The sequence below is a fragment of the Microbacterium sp. CH-015 genome (assembly GCF_049707015.1).
GTDB classification, from domain to species: Bacteria; Actinomycetota; Actinomycetes; order Actinomycetales; family Microbacteriaceae; genus Microbacterium; species Microbacterium aurum.
Map to the genome: position 1 here is coordinate 95875 of NZ_JBNAFJ010000006.1, position 14664 is coordinate 110538.

Here is a 14664-nt window from a genome sequence, read left to right on the forward strand (position 1 = left end):
CCTCGCGATCCTGCCGAAGACGTTCGCCGACCTGGGGCTGTTCGACATCTCGTGGATCGGCAACTTCACCTGGTTCATCGGATGCGCTCTCGGCTATGGCCTGTTCATCCTGTTCGAGCGTCTCGACCCGCAGGTCCCGACGTTCGACGGCGAGGACGAGGGCATCTCGGACGGCACGATCGACGGCGCCGCCGCGACCGCGGTGACGCGGCCGTCTGGCTGACGGCCGCCGAGATCCCCGTGCTCGAGCTCGAGGACACCGGGTCGGAGGCCGCGGCATCCATCGCCCGCCTCTGCCACGAAGCGGTGCGCCGCGAGGCCGACGTCATCGTGCTCGGCTGCGCCGGGATGGCGGATCTGTGTCGCATGCTCACCGCGACAGCGGGTGTCCCCGTCGTCGACGGTGTCGCGTCGGGTGTGGGCCTCGCGACCGCGATGGTGCGGATGGGGCTGAAGACGAGCAAGCGCAGCGAGTACGCGAGCCCGCCCCGCCTCGTCGCCGTGTGAGGCGCTGCCCCGCGGCCGGGGCCGGGGCCGGTGTCAGGCGTGATCGCCTGCGCCGTGCACGAGGTCTGAGATCTCGCGCTTGTACGCGTTGAACGCGGGGGTCGTGACATCCCGCGGCTCGGGCAGGTCGATCGGCACGGTGCGCGCGATGTGCCCGGGCACGCCGTGCGAGGCCCCACCGGTCATCACCACGACGCGGTCGGCGAGGAACACGGCCTCTTCGATCGAGTGCGTCACGAAGACGACGGTTGTGCGGGTCTCGAGGTGGATGCGCTTGAGCTCGGCCTGAAGATCCGACCGCGTCAGCGCATCCAGCGCGCCGAACGGCTCATCCATCAGCAGCACGCTCGGCTCGTTCGCGAGGACGCGGGCGATCGCGACCCGCTGCTGCATGCCGCCGGACAGCTCGCCCGGGTAACGGTCGGCGAAGCGGCTGAGCCCGACGGTCTCGGTGAACCGGTCCGCAAGCTCGCGCACACGTGCGCGCGGCAGGCGCCGCCGTTTCGGGCCGTAGGCGATGTTCTCGCGCACCGTGAGCCAGGGGAACAGCCCGTAGTCCTGGAAGACGACCCCGCGGTCCGGACCGGGGGCGGTCACGGGCCGCCCGCCGACGGTGACGCTGCCGCTCGTGGCGGGCTCGAATCCGGCGAGGATGCGCAGCACGGTGCTCTTGCCGCAGCCGGATGCGCCGACGACGGCGATGAACTCGCCCGCCGCGATGTCGATGTCGACGTCGGCGACGGCCTGCACGCCGGCCCATTCCGGACCGTAGCGCTTGCCGAGATCCTGCAGGACGACGTCGGCGGTGGTCAGATCGGTCATGTGCTGTGCTCCCGTCACTTCACCAGGGGGCGCCCGCGCGTGAGCAGGCGGAAGGCTCCGACGAGGATGCGGTCGGAGAGGAAGCCGGCGAGGCCGATCACGATCATGCCGACGACGATCATGTCGGTGCGCACCACGTCGCGGGCGAGGATGATCGCAGAGCCGAGGCCGACGTTGACGCCGATGCTCTCGCCGAGCACGAGCACGACCCAGGCGAGCCCGAGCCCGACGCGCATTCCGTTGATGACGGCTGCCGCCGAGGCGGGCACGACGATCTGGCCGAGGATCTCCCACCGCCTGGCGCCGAGCATCTGCCCGGCCTCGATGAGCCGACCCGGGACCTCTTTGGATCCGCTGATCGCGCCGAGCACGATCGGGAAGAACGAGGACAGGGCGATCAGGAAGATCGTCGCCTGGTCGCCCCAGCCGATGAGGAGGCCGACGAGGGGCACCCACGCCGTCGCCGGAATCGGCCGGAACAGGTTGATGAACGGATCGAACATCGCGTCCATCTTGTAGTAGCGGCCCATCAGGATGCCGAGGGGGATGGCCAGCACCGACGCGATGAGGAAGCCGATGAGCACCCGCAGCGACGACGCCCCGAGGTTGACCCACAGGTCGCCGGAGAAGGCGTCGTCGTGGATGCCCCCGAATGCGTAGTCCCACAGCGACGCGACGACGTCGCCGGGGGCGGGCAGGTACCCCATCCGGATGCCGATGAGGGGAATCTCCCACGCCTGGTCGCGCCCGACCTGCCACAAGACGAGGAAGAGGAACGGGATCGGGATCCCGAGGAGGATCCGCGTGAGGAGTGCGCGCTGATTGGGTCGTTGCGCGGGAGGGCGTCGGCGCACGGGTCGCGCCGTCGTCTGCGTGGCCATGCGGCCGCCCTTCTGGCGTGCGGGGGAGGCCGCAGCCGCCCCCGCACGCGCGATCACGAGGTGAAGGAGGTGTCCACGATGTCGTCGCCCGTGGGCGTCGTGGTGATGAGCCCGATCGAGGCCATCGCCTCGGCGAGGGCGGAGAGCTGTCCGACGTACTCGTCGGACAGATCCGAGCGCAGCCAGAAGTTCGCCAGCGCCGACGTGAACACGTCCTCGTCACCGCCGAACTCCTCGACCATGCCGGGCAGCCACTCCTCGATGTTGTCGGCCATGTAGGCGGTCGTCGCGGCGTGCGTGTCGACGACCTTCTGCACGAGCTCGGGGTTCTCCTCGATGAGCTTGCCGGTGGTGACCAGGCCGATGTTGACCTTGCCGATGGGCGTCGAGTACGGATCGACGACCTCGGTGCCGCCCGCGTTCTTCGCGATCGAGACGCCGATCTCGACGCCCATGAACGCGTCGATGTCGCCCGCGATGAACGCCGACGCCATCTCGGGCACGGGGATCACCGAGAGCTCGAAGTCCTCGGGGGTGAGGCCGGCCTCATCGATCAGCAGGCGGAGGGCGACCTCCTGGGCCGAACCCTGGACGATGCCGATCTTCTTGCCGACGAGCTCGTCGAGGCTCGACTCGCCGTTGCCGATGAAGCCGGATCCGCCGTCGGCGGCGCTCGCGATGATCTTGAGGTCGCGGCCCTGCGCGATGGAGGAGATCGTCGGGGTGACACCCGAGATCGCGAAGTCGATCGACCCCGACACGAGCGCGTCGGACAGGGCGGGCGTCGTGTCGAGCGTGACGACCTCGAACTTCACACCGTCGACGGCGTGGTCGTCGTAGAGGAACGGCTGGTAGAAGTGCGGCTGGCCGCGCAGGGTGCCGATCTTGACGGTGACGGTCTCGGCGGCATCCGACGACGCGGGTGTCGTGTCACCCGAGCTGCAGGCGGACAGGATGAGGACGGATGCCACGGCCAGCGCGGCGGCGATGCGAGGACGGAATCGTGCCATGTGAAGGACTCCCGGGTTCGGTCCGCCGACGACACGGCCGACGGACGGTGCGAGGTGCTGTGTGGCCCCAGTAAAGCGAGCGCGGTCGCGCTCGCCATGAAGGCGGTGTAACGGTTGTGTTAAGTCATGACTGAACACACGCGCAGTCGGTCGCGCATACGATGGGTCGCGCACGAGGACCGGAGGATGCCGTGGAAGAGAGCCCCCTGCCCGCACAGATCGGTGCGCGACTGCGTCGGCTGCGGACGGCCTCGGGCCGCTCCCTCGCGTCGGTCGCACAGCAGCTCGGCATCTCGTCGAGCGCGCTGTCGCAGATCGAGACGGGCACGATGCGTCCCTCGGTCAACCGGCTCGTCGAGCTCGTCGCCGTGCTGGGCGCTCCCGTGTCGGCGATCTTCGATGATCTCGATCTGTTCGCACCCGACCTCGATCACGCCGCAGGTGACGTCGCCGAGCCCGTCCCGGGGGTCCTCGTCACCGGGCCGGGCGAGGCTGCCCCCGCACAGCTGGACCAGGGCGTCGTCTACCGGCGGCTGTCGCCGGCGCCTCTTCCCGGCGTGGACTTCTTCGAGTCGATCTACCCGCCTGGCTCCGCGTCGAGCGCCGACGGTGCGATGCTCGTGCATGACGGCCTCGAGTCGGGTTACGTGCGGTCGGGCGAGCTCACGTTCGAGTTCACGGAAGGCGCCGTGCGGCTCGGCGCAGGCGGGTCGCTCTCGTTCGCCGCGTCGCGGCCGCACCGCGTCGTCAACCAGACGGCGGAGGTCGCCTCGGCGATCTGGCTGACGATCCTCCCGGCGCGCGGCGCGTGAACCCCGCGGCGTTTCACACGCCCGTTACGTGGGGGTAATCGCTCGCGTCACGTTAAGCAATAGCTTTAGAAGCGTGAAGACCGGTGAAGTGCAGGTGGATGCCGCGGAGCTCGTGATCCGTGCGGAGCGCGCGTGGATCGACGGTGCGTTCCGCCCGGCCGAGGTCGTCGTGCGCGGCGGCGTCATCGCCGACGTGGGGGTGCCCCACGGTGCCCCGCGCGGCGCTGTCGAAGTGCCCGAGGATGCGGCCCTCGTCCCCGGTCTCGTCGACTCGCACGTGCACGTCAACGAACCCGGCCGCACCGAATGGGAGGGCTTCCGGTCGGCGACCCTCGCCGCGGCCGCGGGCGGCGTGACGACCCTCGTCGACATGCCGCTCAACTCGATCCCGCCGACGTCGACGACCGAGGCCCTCGAGATCAAGCGGGCGGCGGCCGCGGCATCCGCCTATGTCGACATCGGGTTCTGGGGCGGCGCCGTCCCCGAGAACCTCGGTGCGCTCGGGCCGGTCCACGACGCCGGGGTGTACGGGTTCAAGTGCTTCCTCGCACCGAGCGGCGTTGACGAGTTCGGCCACCTCGATCGCGCCCAGCTCGACCGGGCGATGGCCGAGGTCGCGTCGATCGGCTCGCGCCTGATCGTCCATGCGGAAGACCCCGACCTCCTTTCCGGTGACGGGTCGCTCGGGCGCGGCTACGCCGCCTTCCTCGCGTCGCGCCCGCCGGCGAGCGAGGAGGCCGCGATCGACGCCGTCATCGCCGCCGCGCGGCGTCACGGCGCACGCGCCCACATCCTGCACTTGAGCGACGCCCGTGCTCTGCCCGCGATCGCCGCGGCGAAGGCCGACGGGGTCGACCTCACCGTCGAGACCTGCCCGCACTACCTGACGATCACCGCCGAGGAGATCCCCGACGGCGCGAGCGAGTTCAAGTGCTGCCCGCCGATCCGCGAAGCGGGCAATCAGGACCTGTTGTGGCAGGGCATCCTCGACGGAACGATCGACGCGATCGTGAGCGACCACTCGCCCTCCACCGTCGACCTCAAGCGCTCGGGGAACGGCGACTTCGGTCTCGCGTGGGGCGGCATCGCGGGCCTGCAGGTGGGGCTCTCGGCCGTCTGGACCGAGGCGCGCCGCCGCGGCATCCCGCTCGACACCCTCCTGCCGCTGTTCACGACCGGTCCCGCGCGCGTCGCGGGGCTGACGGGCGTCGGCGAGATCGTCGTCGGCGCGCCGGCGCACCTCGCGGTGTTCGGCCTCGACGACACCCTGCGCATCGAGGCGCGCGCCCTGCAGCACCGCAACCCCATCTCGGCCTACGACGGCAAGGTCCTCACCGGACGCGTGCGCCGCACGTGGCTGCGCGGGCAGAGTGTGTACGACGCGAGCGAAGGCGGCGCCGGCGAGGCGCCGTGGCTGAGGCGCCCACCAGCGGGCCGCCTCCTGTCGAGAGGAACGGCGTGAGCGAGATCCTGCAGCCCGGAGTCGGGCCCATCCCCGGCGACCACTACGTCGCCGCGTCGCCGCAGACGGTGCTGTGGGGGAGGCTTCCGTGCGAGACGGATGCCCCGGTGCTGGCCGTTCCGGCGGGGGCCACCGTCACGTTCGACACCGTCAGTCACGAAGGCATCCTGCCTGATCAGGGTCAGGATCCGCTCGACTACTTCACGGGTCACGGGGTCGCGCCCGAGGCGGTGCTCACCGACGCGATCGAGATCGCCGCATCCGTCCCGCGCGACGCCCTCGCCGACGGGCCGCACGTGATCACCGGGCCGGTGTTCATCGAGGGAGCCGAGCCCGGCGACCTCCTCAAGATCACGGTCGTAGCTCTCGCACCGCGCGTGCCGTACGGCGTCATCTCGAATCGGCACGGCAAGGGCGCTCTCCCCGGCACACTGCCGCGCGGCCCCGAGAACGTCAGCGTCTTCACACCCGTGGTCGGCGGCGCCGGACGTCTGCCGCTCGTCGAGGGTGGCGAGCGCGTCGTGAGCTTTCCGCTCGCGCCGTTCCTCGGCACGATGGGCGTCGCCGTCGCGGGGGAGGAACGCCCGCACTCGGTGCCGCCCGGGGCGCACGGCGGCAACATCGACATCAACCTGCTCGTCGAGGGGACGGTCCTGTACCTGCCCGTGCAGGTGCCGGGCGGCCTCGCCTACGTCGGCGACCCGCACTTCGCACAGGGCGACGGCGAGGTCGCGCTGACGGCGCTCGAGGCATCCCTGCGCGCGACACTGCGCTTCGAGGTCGTGCCGCGCGACGAGGCCCTCGCCGCTTTCGGCGAGGTCACCGGACCCCTCGTGCGGACCGGCGAGTACCTCGTGCCGACGGGGCTCGACCCTGACCTCAACGAGGCGATGCGCAAGGCCGTGCGCGCGGCGCTCGACCTGCTCGCCGCCCGGTACGGCATGGCCGAGCACCTCGCCTACGCGTACCTGTCGGCGGCCACCGACTTCGACATCTCGCAGGTCGTCGACATCGTGTGCGGCGTGCACGCCCGCATCCGCGAGGCCGATTTCGCCGACGTCGCGAGGGCGGGCGACGCGTGAGCGCGGCGCATAACTCAGGCTGTTCGGGGCTCAAGCCGGGGTTTCGACGTCCGCGGGCGGGGTTCTGCCTGAGTTGTGCGCCCGCGTCGGCGGAGAGGGATGACGCATGACCGAGATCCCCGCCGACCTGCGGGCGGCGTTCGATGCCTACGAGGCCGCCATCCTCGCGAACGACCTCGATGCGCTGGATGCCGCGTTCGCGCCCGGCGCCGACACGATGCGCGGCGACGGTGCGGGCCTGCTCGTCGGGCACGACACGATCAGCGCGTTCCGCGGCCTGCGCGGCGGAGTTCCGCCTCGCACGATCGAGCGCATCGAGTACCGCCCACTGGCAGACGACGTCGCGCTGCTCGTATCGGTCTCGCGCTTCCGCGGTGGCGGCACGGGACTGCAGACGCAGGTCTGGGAACGCCCCGACGGGCGCTGGCTCATCACGGCCGCCCACGTCACGCCGCGCGCGCAGGCCCTCGACCGGTCGGTCTGGCGGTCGGTCGGCGACCCGCTGTTCCAGGGCGCGTGGGACGGTCCGCTGGAAGGTCTCACCGTCGCCGTCAAGGACCTCTTCGCCATCAAGGGCTACCGCATCGGCGCGGGCAACCCCACCTACCTCGACTCGGCGCGTGCCGAAACGACGACGGCTCCGGCGGTGGCCGACCTGCTCCGCGGCGGAGCGTCGCTGCGCGGCATCGCCCGCACCGACGAGTTCGCCTACTCGATCGCGGGCGACAACGCCCACTACGGCACCCCGCCGAACGCAGCCCTCCCGGGCGCGCTGCCCGGCGGCTCATCGAGCGGACCGGCGACGGCCGTCGCGACGGGCCAGGCTGACGTCGGCCTCGCGACCGACACCGCCGGCAGCGTGCGTGTGCCCGCGTCGTACCAGGGGCTGTGGGGTCTGCGCACGACGCACGGCCTCGTGCCGCGGCAGGGACTGCTGCCCCTCGCGCAGAGCTTCGACACCGTCGGCTGGCTCACGCGCGACGGCGCGACCCTGCAGCGTGTCGCGGACTGGTGCCTCAGCTACGACGGGTCGGACTCGACCGAGTCGGTCTTCGGTGAGTCCGGCGCCGACCTGCCCTGGCGCTTCGTCATGCCGGCCGAGGCGCTGGATGCCGCGGATGCCGCCACGCGCGCCGCGTTCGAGGCCTTCGTCGCGGCATCCGCTCTGCCCGTCGAGACCGCCTCGATCGGCGACCTCGACGACTACCTCGTGCCGTTCCGCACGGTGCAGGGCGCGGAGGCCTGGCGCAACAACGGCGACTGGCTGCGCGCGCATCCGGGCGCCACGGGCCCGGCCGTCGCCGAGCGCTTCCGTGCGGCCGCCGCCGTCACGGCGGCCGACGAGGCCGCCGCCCGTGCCGCCCTCGCTCCGCTGCGCGCGCGGCTGACCGACCTCGTGACGGATTCCGTCCTGATCCTGCCGACCGCGCCCGGCCCCGCCCCCGCGCGGACGGCCGGCGGCGAGGGCATCGACGCCGTGCGCCAGGCGACGCTGCGGCTCACGACCCCCGCCGCCGTCGCGGGGCTGCCCGCCCTCTCGGTGCCGCTCCTGACGGTCGCCTCGCCCCTCGGGCCGGCCCCCGTCGGCGTCTGCCTCGTCGCGCGCGCCGGAACCGACATCGCCCTCGTGCGGCAGGGCCTCGCCCTGCACGCCCTCACCACCGGAACGGAAGCACCATGACCACCGTCATCCCCGGCCCCATCGACCCGCCTGCGCGCCTGCTCATGGGCCCCGGCCCGATCTCGGCCTACCCGAGCGTGCTGCGCGCGATGTCGGCACCCCTCGTCGGGCAGTACGACCCGTTCATGACGACGGCGATGGCCGAGACGCAGGAGCTCTACCGCGGCGTCTGGAACACCGCGAATGACGCGACCCTGCTCATCGACGGCACGAGCCGCGCGGGCATCGAGGCCGCGATCGTCTCGCTCGTGCGCCCCGGCGACCGCGTGCTGGTCCCCGTCTTCGGCCGGTTCGGGCACCTGCTCGCCGAGATCGCCGAGCGCGCGCAGGCCGAGGTGCACACGATCGAGACCGAATGGGGGCAGGTGTTCCCGGCATCCGTCATCGAAGAGGCGATCATCCGCGTGAAGCCCGCCCTGCTCGCCCTCGTGCAGGGCGACACCTCGACGACGATGAACCAGCCGCTCGAGGACATCGGCGCGATCTGCGCCCGCCACGGAGTCCTGTTCTACTCCGACGCGACCGCGTCCCTCGGCGGCAACGCGTTCGACGCGGATGCGTGGGGACTGGATGCCGCGACCGCCGGCCTGCAGAAGTGCCTCGGTGGGCCGTCGGGCTCGTCGCCGATCACGCTGTCGGAGCGCGCCGTCGACGTCATCCGCTCGCGCGGGCGCGTCGAGGCGGGCATCCGCGAGGCGGGCGATGTCGCGGCATCCGACTTCGTGCTCTCGAACTACTTCGACCTCGGCATGATCCTCGACTACTGGGGGCCGCGGCGGCTCAACCACCACACCGAGGCGACGAGCATGCTGTACGCGGCGCGCGAGTGCGCACGCGTGCTGCTGCTCGAGGGGCGCGGCGAGGTCATCGCCCGGCACGAGCTCGCCGGGCGCGCAATGCTCGCGGGCGTGCGGGGCCTCGGCCTCGGCGTCTTCGGCGACGTCGCGCACAAGATGAACAACGTCGTCGCCGTCGAGATCCCGGAGGGCGTGCCGGGGGATGCCGCGCGTTCGGCCCTGCTCGAGGACTTCGGCATCGAGATCGGCACCTCGTTCGGACCCCTGCACGGCCGCGTCTGGCGCATCGGGACGATGGGCTACAACGCCCGGAAGGACGCCGTGCTCACGACGCTCGCCGCGCTCGAGGCCGTGCTGCGGCGGTTCGGGGCCTCCGTGCCCGCCGGTGGCGGTGTCGAGGCGGCCGCTGACGTCTACGCGGGGGCCGCGTGAGCGCTCCGTCCCGCCTGCTCACCGCGTCGCCGGATGCCGTCGCGGCAGCCGCGCGCCGCGTCATGGCGCGCTGCGACGAGCTCGCCCGCGTCACCGCGACGCCGGGGCGCATCGAGCGCGTCTACCTCTCGCCCGAGCACGCCCGCGTCAACCGCCTCGCCGCCGAATGGATGCGCGAGGTCGGCATGCGCACGTGGCAGGATGCCGCCGGCAACCAGGTCGGGCGGATCGAGGCGGTCCTGGGTCACCCCGCCGGTGTATCGAGACCATCCGACGCCCCCGCCCTGCTGCTGGGGTCCCACCTCGACACGGTCATCGACGCAGGCCGCTTCGACGGCATCGCCGGCGTGCTCATCGCGCTCGAGGTCGTGCGGCTGCTGCGGGTGCCGACCGACACCGGCTGGGCCGTCCCGCTGCCGTTCCCGATCGAGGTCGTCGCCTTCTCGGACGAAGAAGGCACCCGGTTCGGCAAGGCGCTGCTGGGTTCGTCGGCGGTCGCCGGTTCGTGGAACGACGCGTGGTGGACGTTGACGGATGCCGACGGCGTGAGCCTGCGGCAGGCGTTCCTCGAGTTCGGACTCGACCCCGCGCGCATCGGCGAGGCGGCTCGCCGCCCCGATGAGCTCGTCGCCTACCTCGAGGCCCACATCGAGCAGGGCCCCGCGCTCGACCGCGCCGGCGAGCCCCTCGCGGTCGTGTCGTCGATCGCGTCGGCGCGCCGGTTCCAGCTCGTCGTCGAGGGTGAGGCGCGGCACGCCGGCGGCACTCCCTACGACATGCGCCGCGATGCCCTGCTGGGCGCAAGCGAAGCGGCGCTCGCCGTCGAGCGCGTGTGCGCCGCGGAGCACCACATCATCGGCACGGTGGGCCGGTTCGAGGCCTTCCCCGGTGCCGTCAACGTGATCCCCGGCGAAGTGCGGTTCTCGCTCGATCTGCGCGGCGAGTTCGATGGCGAACGCGACCGCGTGTGGGACCTGCTCTCGCGCGACCTCGACGAGATCATGGGTCGCCGCGGCCTGCGCTGGTCGGCGCGTGAGGTGCACAGCGCCCCGGCCGTGTTCTGCGCGCCGTTGCTGCAGGATGTCGTGGCCGCCGGCATCCGCGCGACACTGCCCGTGCGTTCGGATGCGGCGCCGGTCCTCTTCAGCCCGGCCGGCCACGACGGCATGGCGCTCGGTGCGATCACCGACGTGGGGATGCTGTTCCTGCGCAACCCCGACGGCATCAGTCATCACCCCGACGAGTTCGTGTCGGCCGGTGACGTGGCCCACGGCATCCGCGCCCTCGCCGAATCGATCCTGCACCTCGCCGCCGAGCCGCGCTGACCCGCTGCCCGTGCAGCCCGCGGCCCGCGCCCGCCGCGTCAGGGCCGCACGGGAAGCGACAGCGCGCCGGTCATCTCAGCGCCGGGCGATGCCTCGCTCCGCGCCGGCGGCACGTAGTCGCGCAACCGGGCGAGGGCCTCGTCGGCCTCGGTCGCGACGACGAGCATGTCGGTGTAGCGAGGGTGGGTGAAGCCGCGGTCGCGCATGTTCGCGACGAACGCGAGCAGCGGGTCGAAGTAGCCGTCGATGTTGAGCAGGCCGACGGGCTTCTGATGGATGCCCAGCTGCGCCCACGTCCACTGCTCGGTGAGCTCCTCGAGCGTGCCCGGCCCGCCGGGCAGCGCCAGGAACGCGTCGGCCCGGTCGGCCATCATCATCTTGCGCTCGTGCATCGTGTCGACGATGACGAGCTCGGCGATGTTGTGGTTGACGGCCTCGCGCGCCTGCAGCGCTCGCGGGATGACGCCCGTGACGTGTGCACCGGCTGCCACCGCGGCATCCGCCACCGTTCCCATGAGTCCGACATGCCCACCGCCGTAGACGAGATTCATGCCGGCGCGACCGATCGCGGTGCCGACCGCGCGGGCGGCGTCGACGTAGATCGGGTCGAATCCCGGCGAGGATCCGCAGAAGACCGTGACTGTGAACCGTTCCATGGATAGACGCTAGAACTCGCGTGTTTCCGGGGCGTGCCTGCGTGTTTCCAGGCCGTGACAGCGCGGAAACATCGCCCGGATACTTTGACGAGCATGTCTCTCCTCGTCACCCACGCGCGTCTCATCACGATCCCCGCCGGCACCGCCGACCCCGGGTACATCGAAGACGGCTGGATGCTGATCGAAGACGGCCGCATCGCCGCGATCGGTTCGGGAACGCCGGATGCCACGGCCGACGAGACCCTCGATGTCGCGGGCGCCTTCGTCGCGCCCGGCTTCGTCTCGAGCCATTCGCACCTGTTCACGAGCGGCCTGCGCGGCCTCGGCGTCGCCGACACGCTCTACGGCTGGTGCGACGCGATGCTCGGCACGACCGCGCACATGACGCCCGAGCAGCTGTACTGGTCGACGCTGCACGGGTCGCTCGACTTCCTGTCCAACGGCGTCACGACGGCGTACAACTTCACCGACCCGCTGCAGGCGTGGGAGTCGATGGTCGACGGCAAGCGCACGGGCACCGCGGGCATCCGCGGAATCGAGTACCACTACCGGCAGGCCGACGGGACGCTCGATGCGGGCATCCGTTTCGTGGATGCCTCGGGTATGGACGTCACGGTCGGCAGCTCCGACGAGGTCTTCGACCGCTTCGCCGCCGAGGTCGCGCACACCCGAGCGATGGACACCGACTATGCCCTCGGCTCGTCGATCATGGGCCAGGTGCAGTGGTCGCCGCATCCCGAGGCCGCCGAGTTCGAGGTCGAGGCGATGCGCCGGTACGGCGTGACGAACCAGGCGCACTTCCTCGAATCGCCCGAGGCGGTCGAGCACCAGCAGTCCAAGTTCGCGCTGTATCGGGATGCCGGGGCGCTCGGCCTCGGGCTCATGTTCGGCCATTTCATCCAGACGACCCCCGAGATCATCGCCGAGTCGGTTGCCGGTGGCGCCTCGATGTCGTGGCAGCCGGCATCCAACGGTCGCCTCGCGTCGGGCGTCGCGCTCGTGCCCGAGATGCTCGAGATGGGGATGAAGGTGGGTGTCGGGCTCGACGATCAGGCGTGCACCGACGTGAGCGACCCGTGGCAGAACATGCGCATGGGCATCTACATGCAGCGGGCACGCACGAAGGATCCGTTGTCGATGATGCCCGAGCTCATGCTGCGCCTGCACACGCTCGGCGGCGCCGAGATCATGGGCGTCGACGACCGCGTCGGATCGCTCGAGGTGGGCAAGTTCGCCGACTTCGTCGTCGTCGACCCGCGGATGCCGGATGTCGGGCCGCTGTGGCATCCCGTCCGCTCGTACGTGCTCGCGATGAGCCCCCGCAACCTCAAGGCCGTCTACGTCGGCGGCCGCCTCGTGAGCGAGAACGGGGTGTCGACCAACCCGCTGGCCGCCGAGGCGTCGGCGAAGGTGCACGAGCTACCCGGATCCGTCATCCCCCTCCGCGGCCACCCCCACTGAGCGGGCTCAGCGCGCACCGGGGGTCATGCCCATGCGGGTCAGGACGATGTTCTCGACGATCTGCACGAGGTTGTAGAGCAACAGCGTGATGAGCGTGATCAGCGCGATCGACGACCACAGCTGCGCGAACTGCGCCTGCGCGTTGAACTTCAGGATCGACCCACCGATGCCGGCGCCCGTCGACAGCCACTCGGCCAGCAGAGCACCGGTCACCGCCCCCGGCACCGACACGCGCGCGGCCGCGAAGATCGACGGCAGCGCTCCGGGCAGGTTGACCTTGCGCAGCGCCGTGAGGCGTCCCCCGCCGAACACGTGCACGACGTCGAGGCTCTGCCGGCTCGCCCGACTCAGCCCGAACAGCACGTTGGCGAGAGCGGGGAACAGCACGACGATGGTGCCGATGACGGCGACGGATGCCGTGGTGCCGCGCCCCGTCATGAGGATGATCACCGGCGCGATCGACACGAGGGGGATCGTCCGCAGCAGCAGCACGAGCGGCATGACGCCCGCCTCGACCGCCTTCGACAGGCTGAACGCCACCGCCAGCACGATCGCGACGATCATGCCGACGACGAACCCGAGCGACGAGTCCACGAGCGTCTGTCCGACGAGCGGGAACAGCTGTGCGCGGTTCGCCTCGGCGTTCGGCGACGTGAAGAGGAACTCCCACACATCCAGCGGGCCCTTCGCGATGTACGGCGAGATCCCCGTGAGGCTCACGACCGCCTGCCACAGCAGGAGCAGCACGACGATCGTGATCCCGGCGTTGCCGAGCGAGCGCAGCACCGTCTTGCGCAGCGCGCGCCGGCGCTCCGCCCGCAGCCGGGCGACGGCGGAGGCATCCGCTGCTACGGCCAGCTGGACGGTGGCCCCTCCGGCGGTGACCGGATCGAGAGTCGCACGCGAAGCCATCACGAGGCCTTTCCGCCCACACCCGAGACACCCGCGACCCACGGGGTGACGAGCTTGATCACGAGGCCGAACAGGCCGTACGCCGCGAGGGCGAACACGGCGCACAGCAGGAACACCGACCACACGCCCGCCGAGTCGAGCTGGCCCTGCAGGCGGATGAGCGTGGGCCCGACCCCCGCCGTGATCGAGCCGAGGTACTCGCCCAGCACGGCGCCGAGGAATGCGGTCGGCACGGCGATCTGCAGGGCATTGAGGATCGCGGGCAGCGCCGCGATCAGCCGCACCTTGCGCAACTGCGTCCACGCACCGCCGCCGTAGACGCGGACGACATCGAGGGATGCCTTGTCGGCGGAGGTGAAGCCGAGGATCGCCCCGACGACCGTCGTGAACACGCAGACGAGCGCGGCGAGGAAGATCGCCGTCGCCGACGGGTCACCGGGGTTCTTCGCGCCGCCCAGCACGACGACCGAGATGCCGCCGACCGCGACGATCGGCAGGCAGTAGGTGACGACGGCGATCTGGGTGATGACGGTCTCGGTGCGCGGGAACACGAGCACGAACGTCGCGAGCACGAGCGCGATGCCGTTGCCCCACAGATACCCGATCGCGGCGGCCGTGATCGTCGGCTGGAACACGCTCCACGCGCCCGCGATGTTGCCCTGCACGAACAGCCAGTCGAAGACGGCGTACGGCGAGGGGACGGGCGTGAAGGTCGTGCCCTCCTGCTGCTGGAACACGAGCAGCGAGAACAGCCACCACGCGAGGATCAGCGCGACGCCGCCGAGCGTCGCGGCGAGGGGGCCGGGAATGCGAGCCTTGGTCAC

The 14664-nt window shown here is 71.3% G+C and carries 14 protein-coding genes; 8 read left to right on the top strand and 6 right to left on the bottom strand.

The annotated features are described in order from the left end of the window. Nucleotides 1–240: 240 nt before the first annotated feature. Nucleotides 241–507, top strand: a complete 267-nt coding sequence (locus ACPYN4_RS10515; protein ID WP_424446314.1) for an aspartate/glutamate racemase family protein — start codon at nt 241–243, stop codon at nt 505–507. Between the two features lie 33 nt (nt 508–540). Here ACPYN4_RS10515 and ACPYN4_RS10520 read toward each other — a convergent pair whose 3' ends face one another. The 3 genes from ACPYN4_RS10520 to ACPYN4_RS10530 are packed head-to-tail and all read right to left on the bottom strand — an operon-like array spanning nt 541 to nt 3220. Then, complete coding sequence (locus tag ACPYN4_RS10520; RefSeq protein ID WP_076688357.1) at nt 541–1329, bottom strand: ABC transporter ATP-binding protein; 789 nt, start codon at nt 1327–1329, stop codon at nt 541–543. A gap of 14 nt (nt 1330–1343) precedes the next feature. Beyond that, nucleotides 1344–2210: an ABC transporter permease gene (locus tag ACPYN4_RS10525; RefSeq protein WP_424446315.1), complete on the bottom strand. Its 867-nt coding sequence runs from the start codon at nt 2208–2210 to the stop codon at nt 1344–1346. A 53-nt stretch (nt 2211–2263) separates the two neighbouring features. After that, nucleotides 2264–3220: an ABC transporter substrate-binding protein gene (locus ACPYN4_RS10530; RefSeq protein WP_028497146.1), complete on the bottom strand. Its 957-nt coding sequence runs from the start codon at nt 3218–3220 to the stop codon at nt 2264–2266. A 191-nt stretch (nt 3221–3411) separates the two neighbouring features. On the opposite strand from ACPYN4_RS10530, the gene ACPYN4_RS10535 reads away from it, so the two are divergent. The 6 genes from ACPYN4_RS10535 (at nt 3412) to ACPYN4_RS10560 (ending at nt 10811) form a co-directional block, all read left to right on the top strand. Then, nucleotides 3412–4032, top strand: coding sequence for a helix-turn-helix domain-containing protein (locus ACPYN4_RS10535; protein WP_198159100.1), 621 nt, complete (start codon nt 3412–3414; stop codon nt 4030–4032). A gap of 88 nt (nt 4033–4120) precedes the next feature. Continuing rightward, a complete protein-coding gene (gene allB, locus ACPYN4_RS10540) occupies nt 4121–5494 on the top strand; it encodes an allantoinase AllB (protein WP_424446372.1) in 1374 nt (457 codons plus the stop codon). After that, nucleotides 5491–6576 (top strand): acetamidase/formamidase family protein, encoded by a 1086-nt coding sequence (locus ACPYN4_RS10545; RefSeq protein ID WP_281652513.1) that lies wholly within the window; start codon nt 5491–5493, stop codon nt 6574–6576. Before allB ends, ACPYN4_RS10545 begins: the two co-directional genes overlap by 4 nt. 106 nt (nt 6577–6682) lie before the next feature. Next, nucleotides 6683–8257 carry an AtzH-like domain-containing protein gene (locus tag ACPYN4_RS10550; protein WP_424446316.1) on the top strand — a complete coding sequence of 525 codons (1575 nt, stop codon included), beginning with the start codon at nt 6683–6685 and terminating at the stop codon, nt 8255–8257. Beyond that, nucleotides 8254–9486: a pyridoxal-phosphate-dependent aminotransferase family protein gene (locus ACPYN4_RS10555; protein ID WP_281651887.1), complete on the top strand. Its 1233-nt coding sequence runs from the start codon at nt 8254–8256 to the stop codon at nt 9484–9486. The genes ACPYN4_RS10550 and ACPYN4_RS10555 overlap by 4 nt, the downstream gene beginning before the upstream one ends. After that, a complete protein-coding gene (locus ACPYN4_RS10560) occupies nt 9483–10811 on the top strand; it encodes an allantoate amidohydrolase (RefSeq protein WP_424446317.1) in 1329 nt (442 codons plus the stop codon). Before ACPYN4_RS10555 ends, ACPYN4_RS10560 begins: the two co-directional genes overlap by 4 nt. 38 nt (nt 10812–10849) lie before the next feature. On the opposite strand, the gene ACPYN4_RS10565 is transcribed toward ACPYN4_RS10560, so the two are convergent. Then, nucleotides 10850–11467, bottom strand: a complete 618-nt coding sequence (locus ACPYN4_RS10565; protein ID WP_287270402.1) for a TIGR00730 family Rossman fold protein — start codon at nt 11465–11467, stop codon at nt 10850–10852. A gap of 93 nt (nt 11468–11560) precedes the next feature. Between ACPYN4_RS10565 and ACPYN4_RS10570 the strand changes: the two genes are divergently transcribed. Then, nucleotides 11561–12928, top strand: coding sequence for an amidohydrolase family protein (locus ACPYN4_RS10570; RefSeq protein ID WP_424446318.1), 1368 nt, complete (start codon nt 11561–11563; stop codon nt 12926–12928). A 6-nt stretch (nt 12929–12934) separates the two neighbouring features. On the opposite strand, the gene ACPYN4_RS10575 is transcribed toward ACPYN4_RS10570, so the two are convergent. Both ACPYN4_RS10575 and ACPYN4_RS10580 read right to left on the bottom strand, forming a co-directional pair. Then, nucleotides 12935–13840 carry an ABC transporter permease gene (locus tag ACPYN4_RS10575; RefSeq protein ID WP_424446319.1) on the bottom strand — a complete coding sequence of 302 codons (906 nt, stop codon included), beginning with the start codon at nt 13838–13840 and terminating at the stop codon, nt 12935–12937. Continuing rightward, nucleotides 13840–14664 carry an ABC transporter permease gene (locus ACPYN4_RS10580; RefSeq protein WP_287270397.1) on the bottom strand — a complete coding sequence of 275 codons (825 nt, stop codon included), beginning with the start codon at nt 14662–14664 and terminating at the stop codon, nt 13840–13842. The genes ACPYN4_RS10575 and ACPYN4_RS10580 overlap by 1 nt, the downstream gene beginning before the upstream one ends.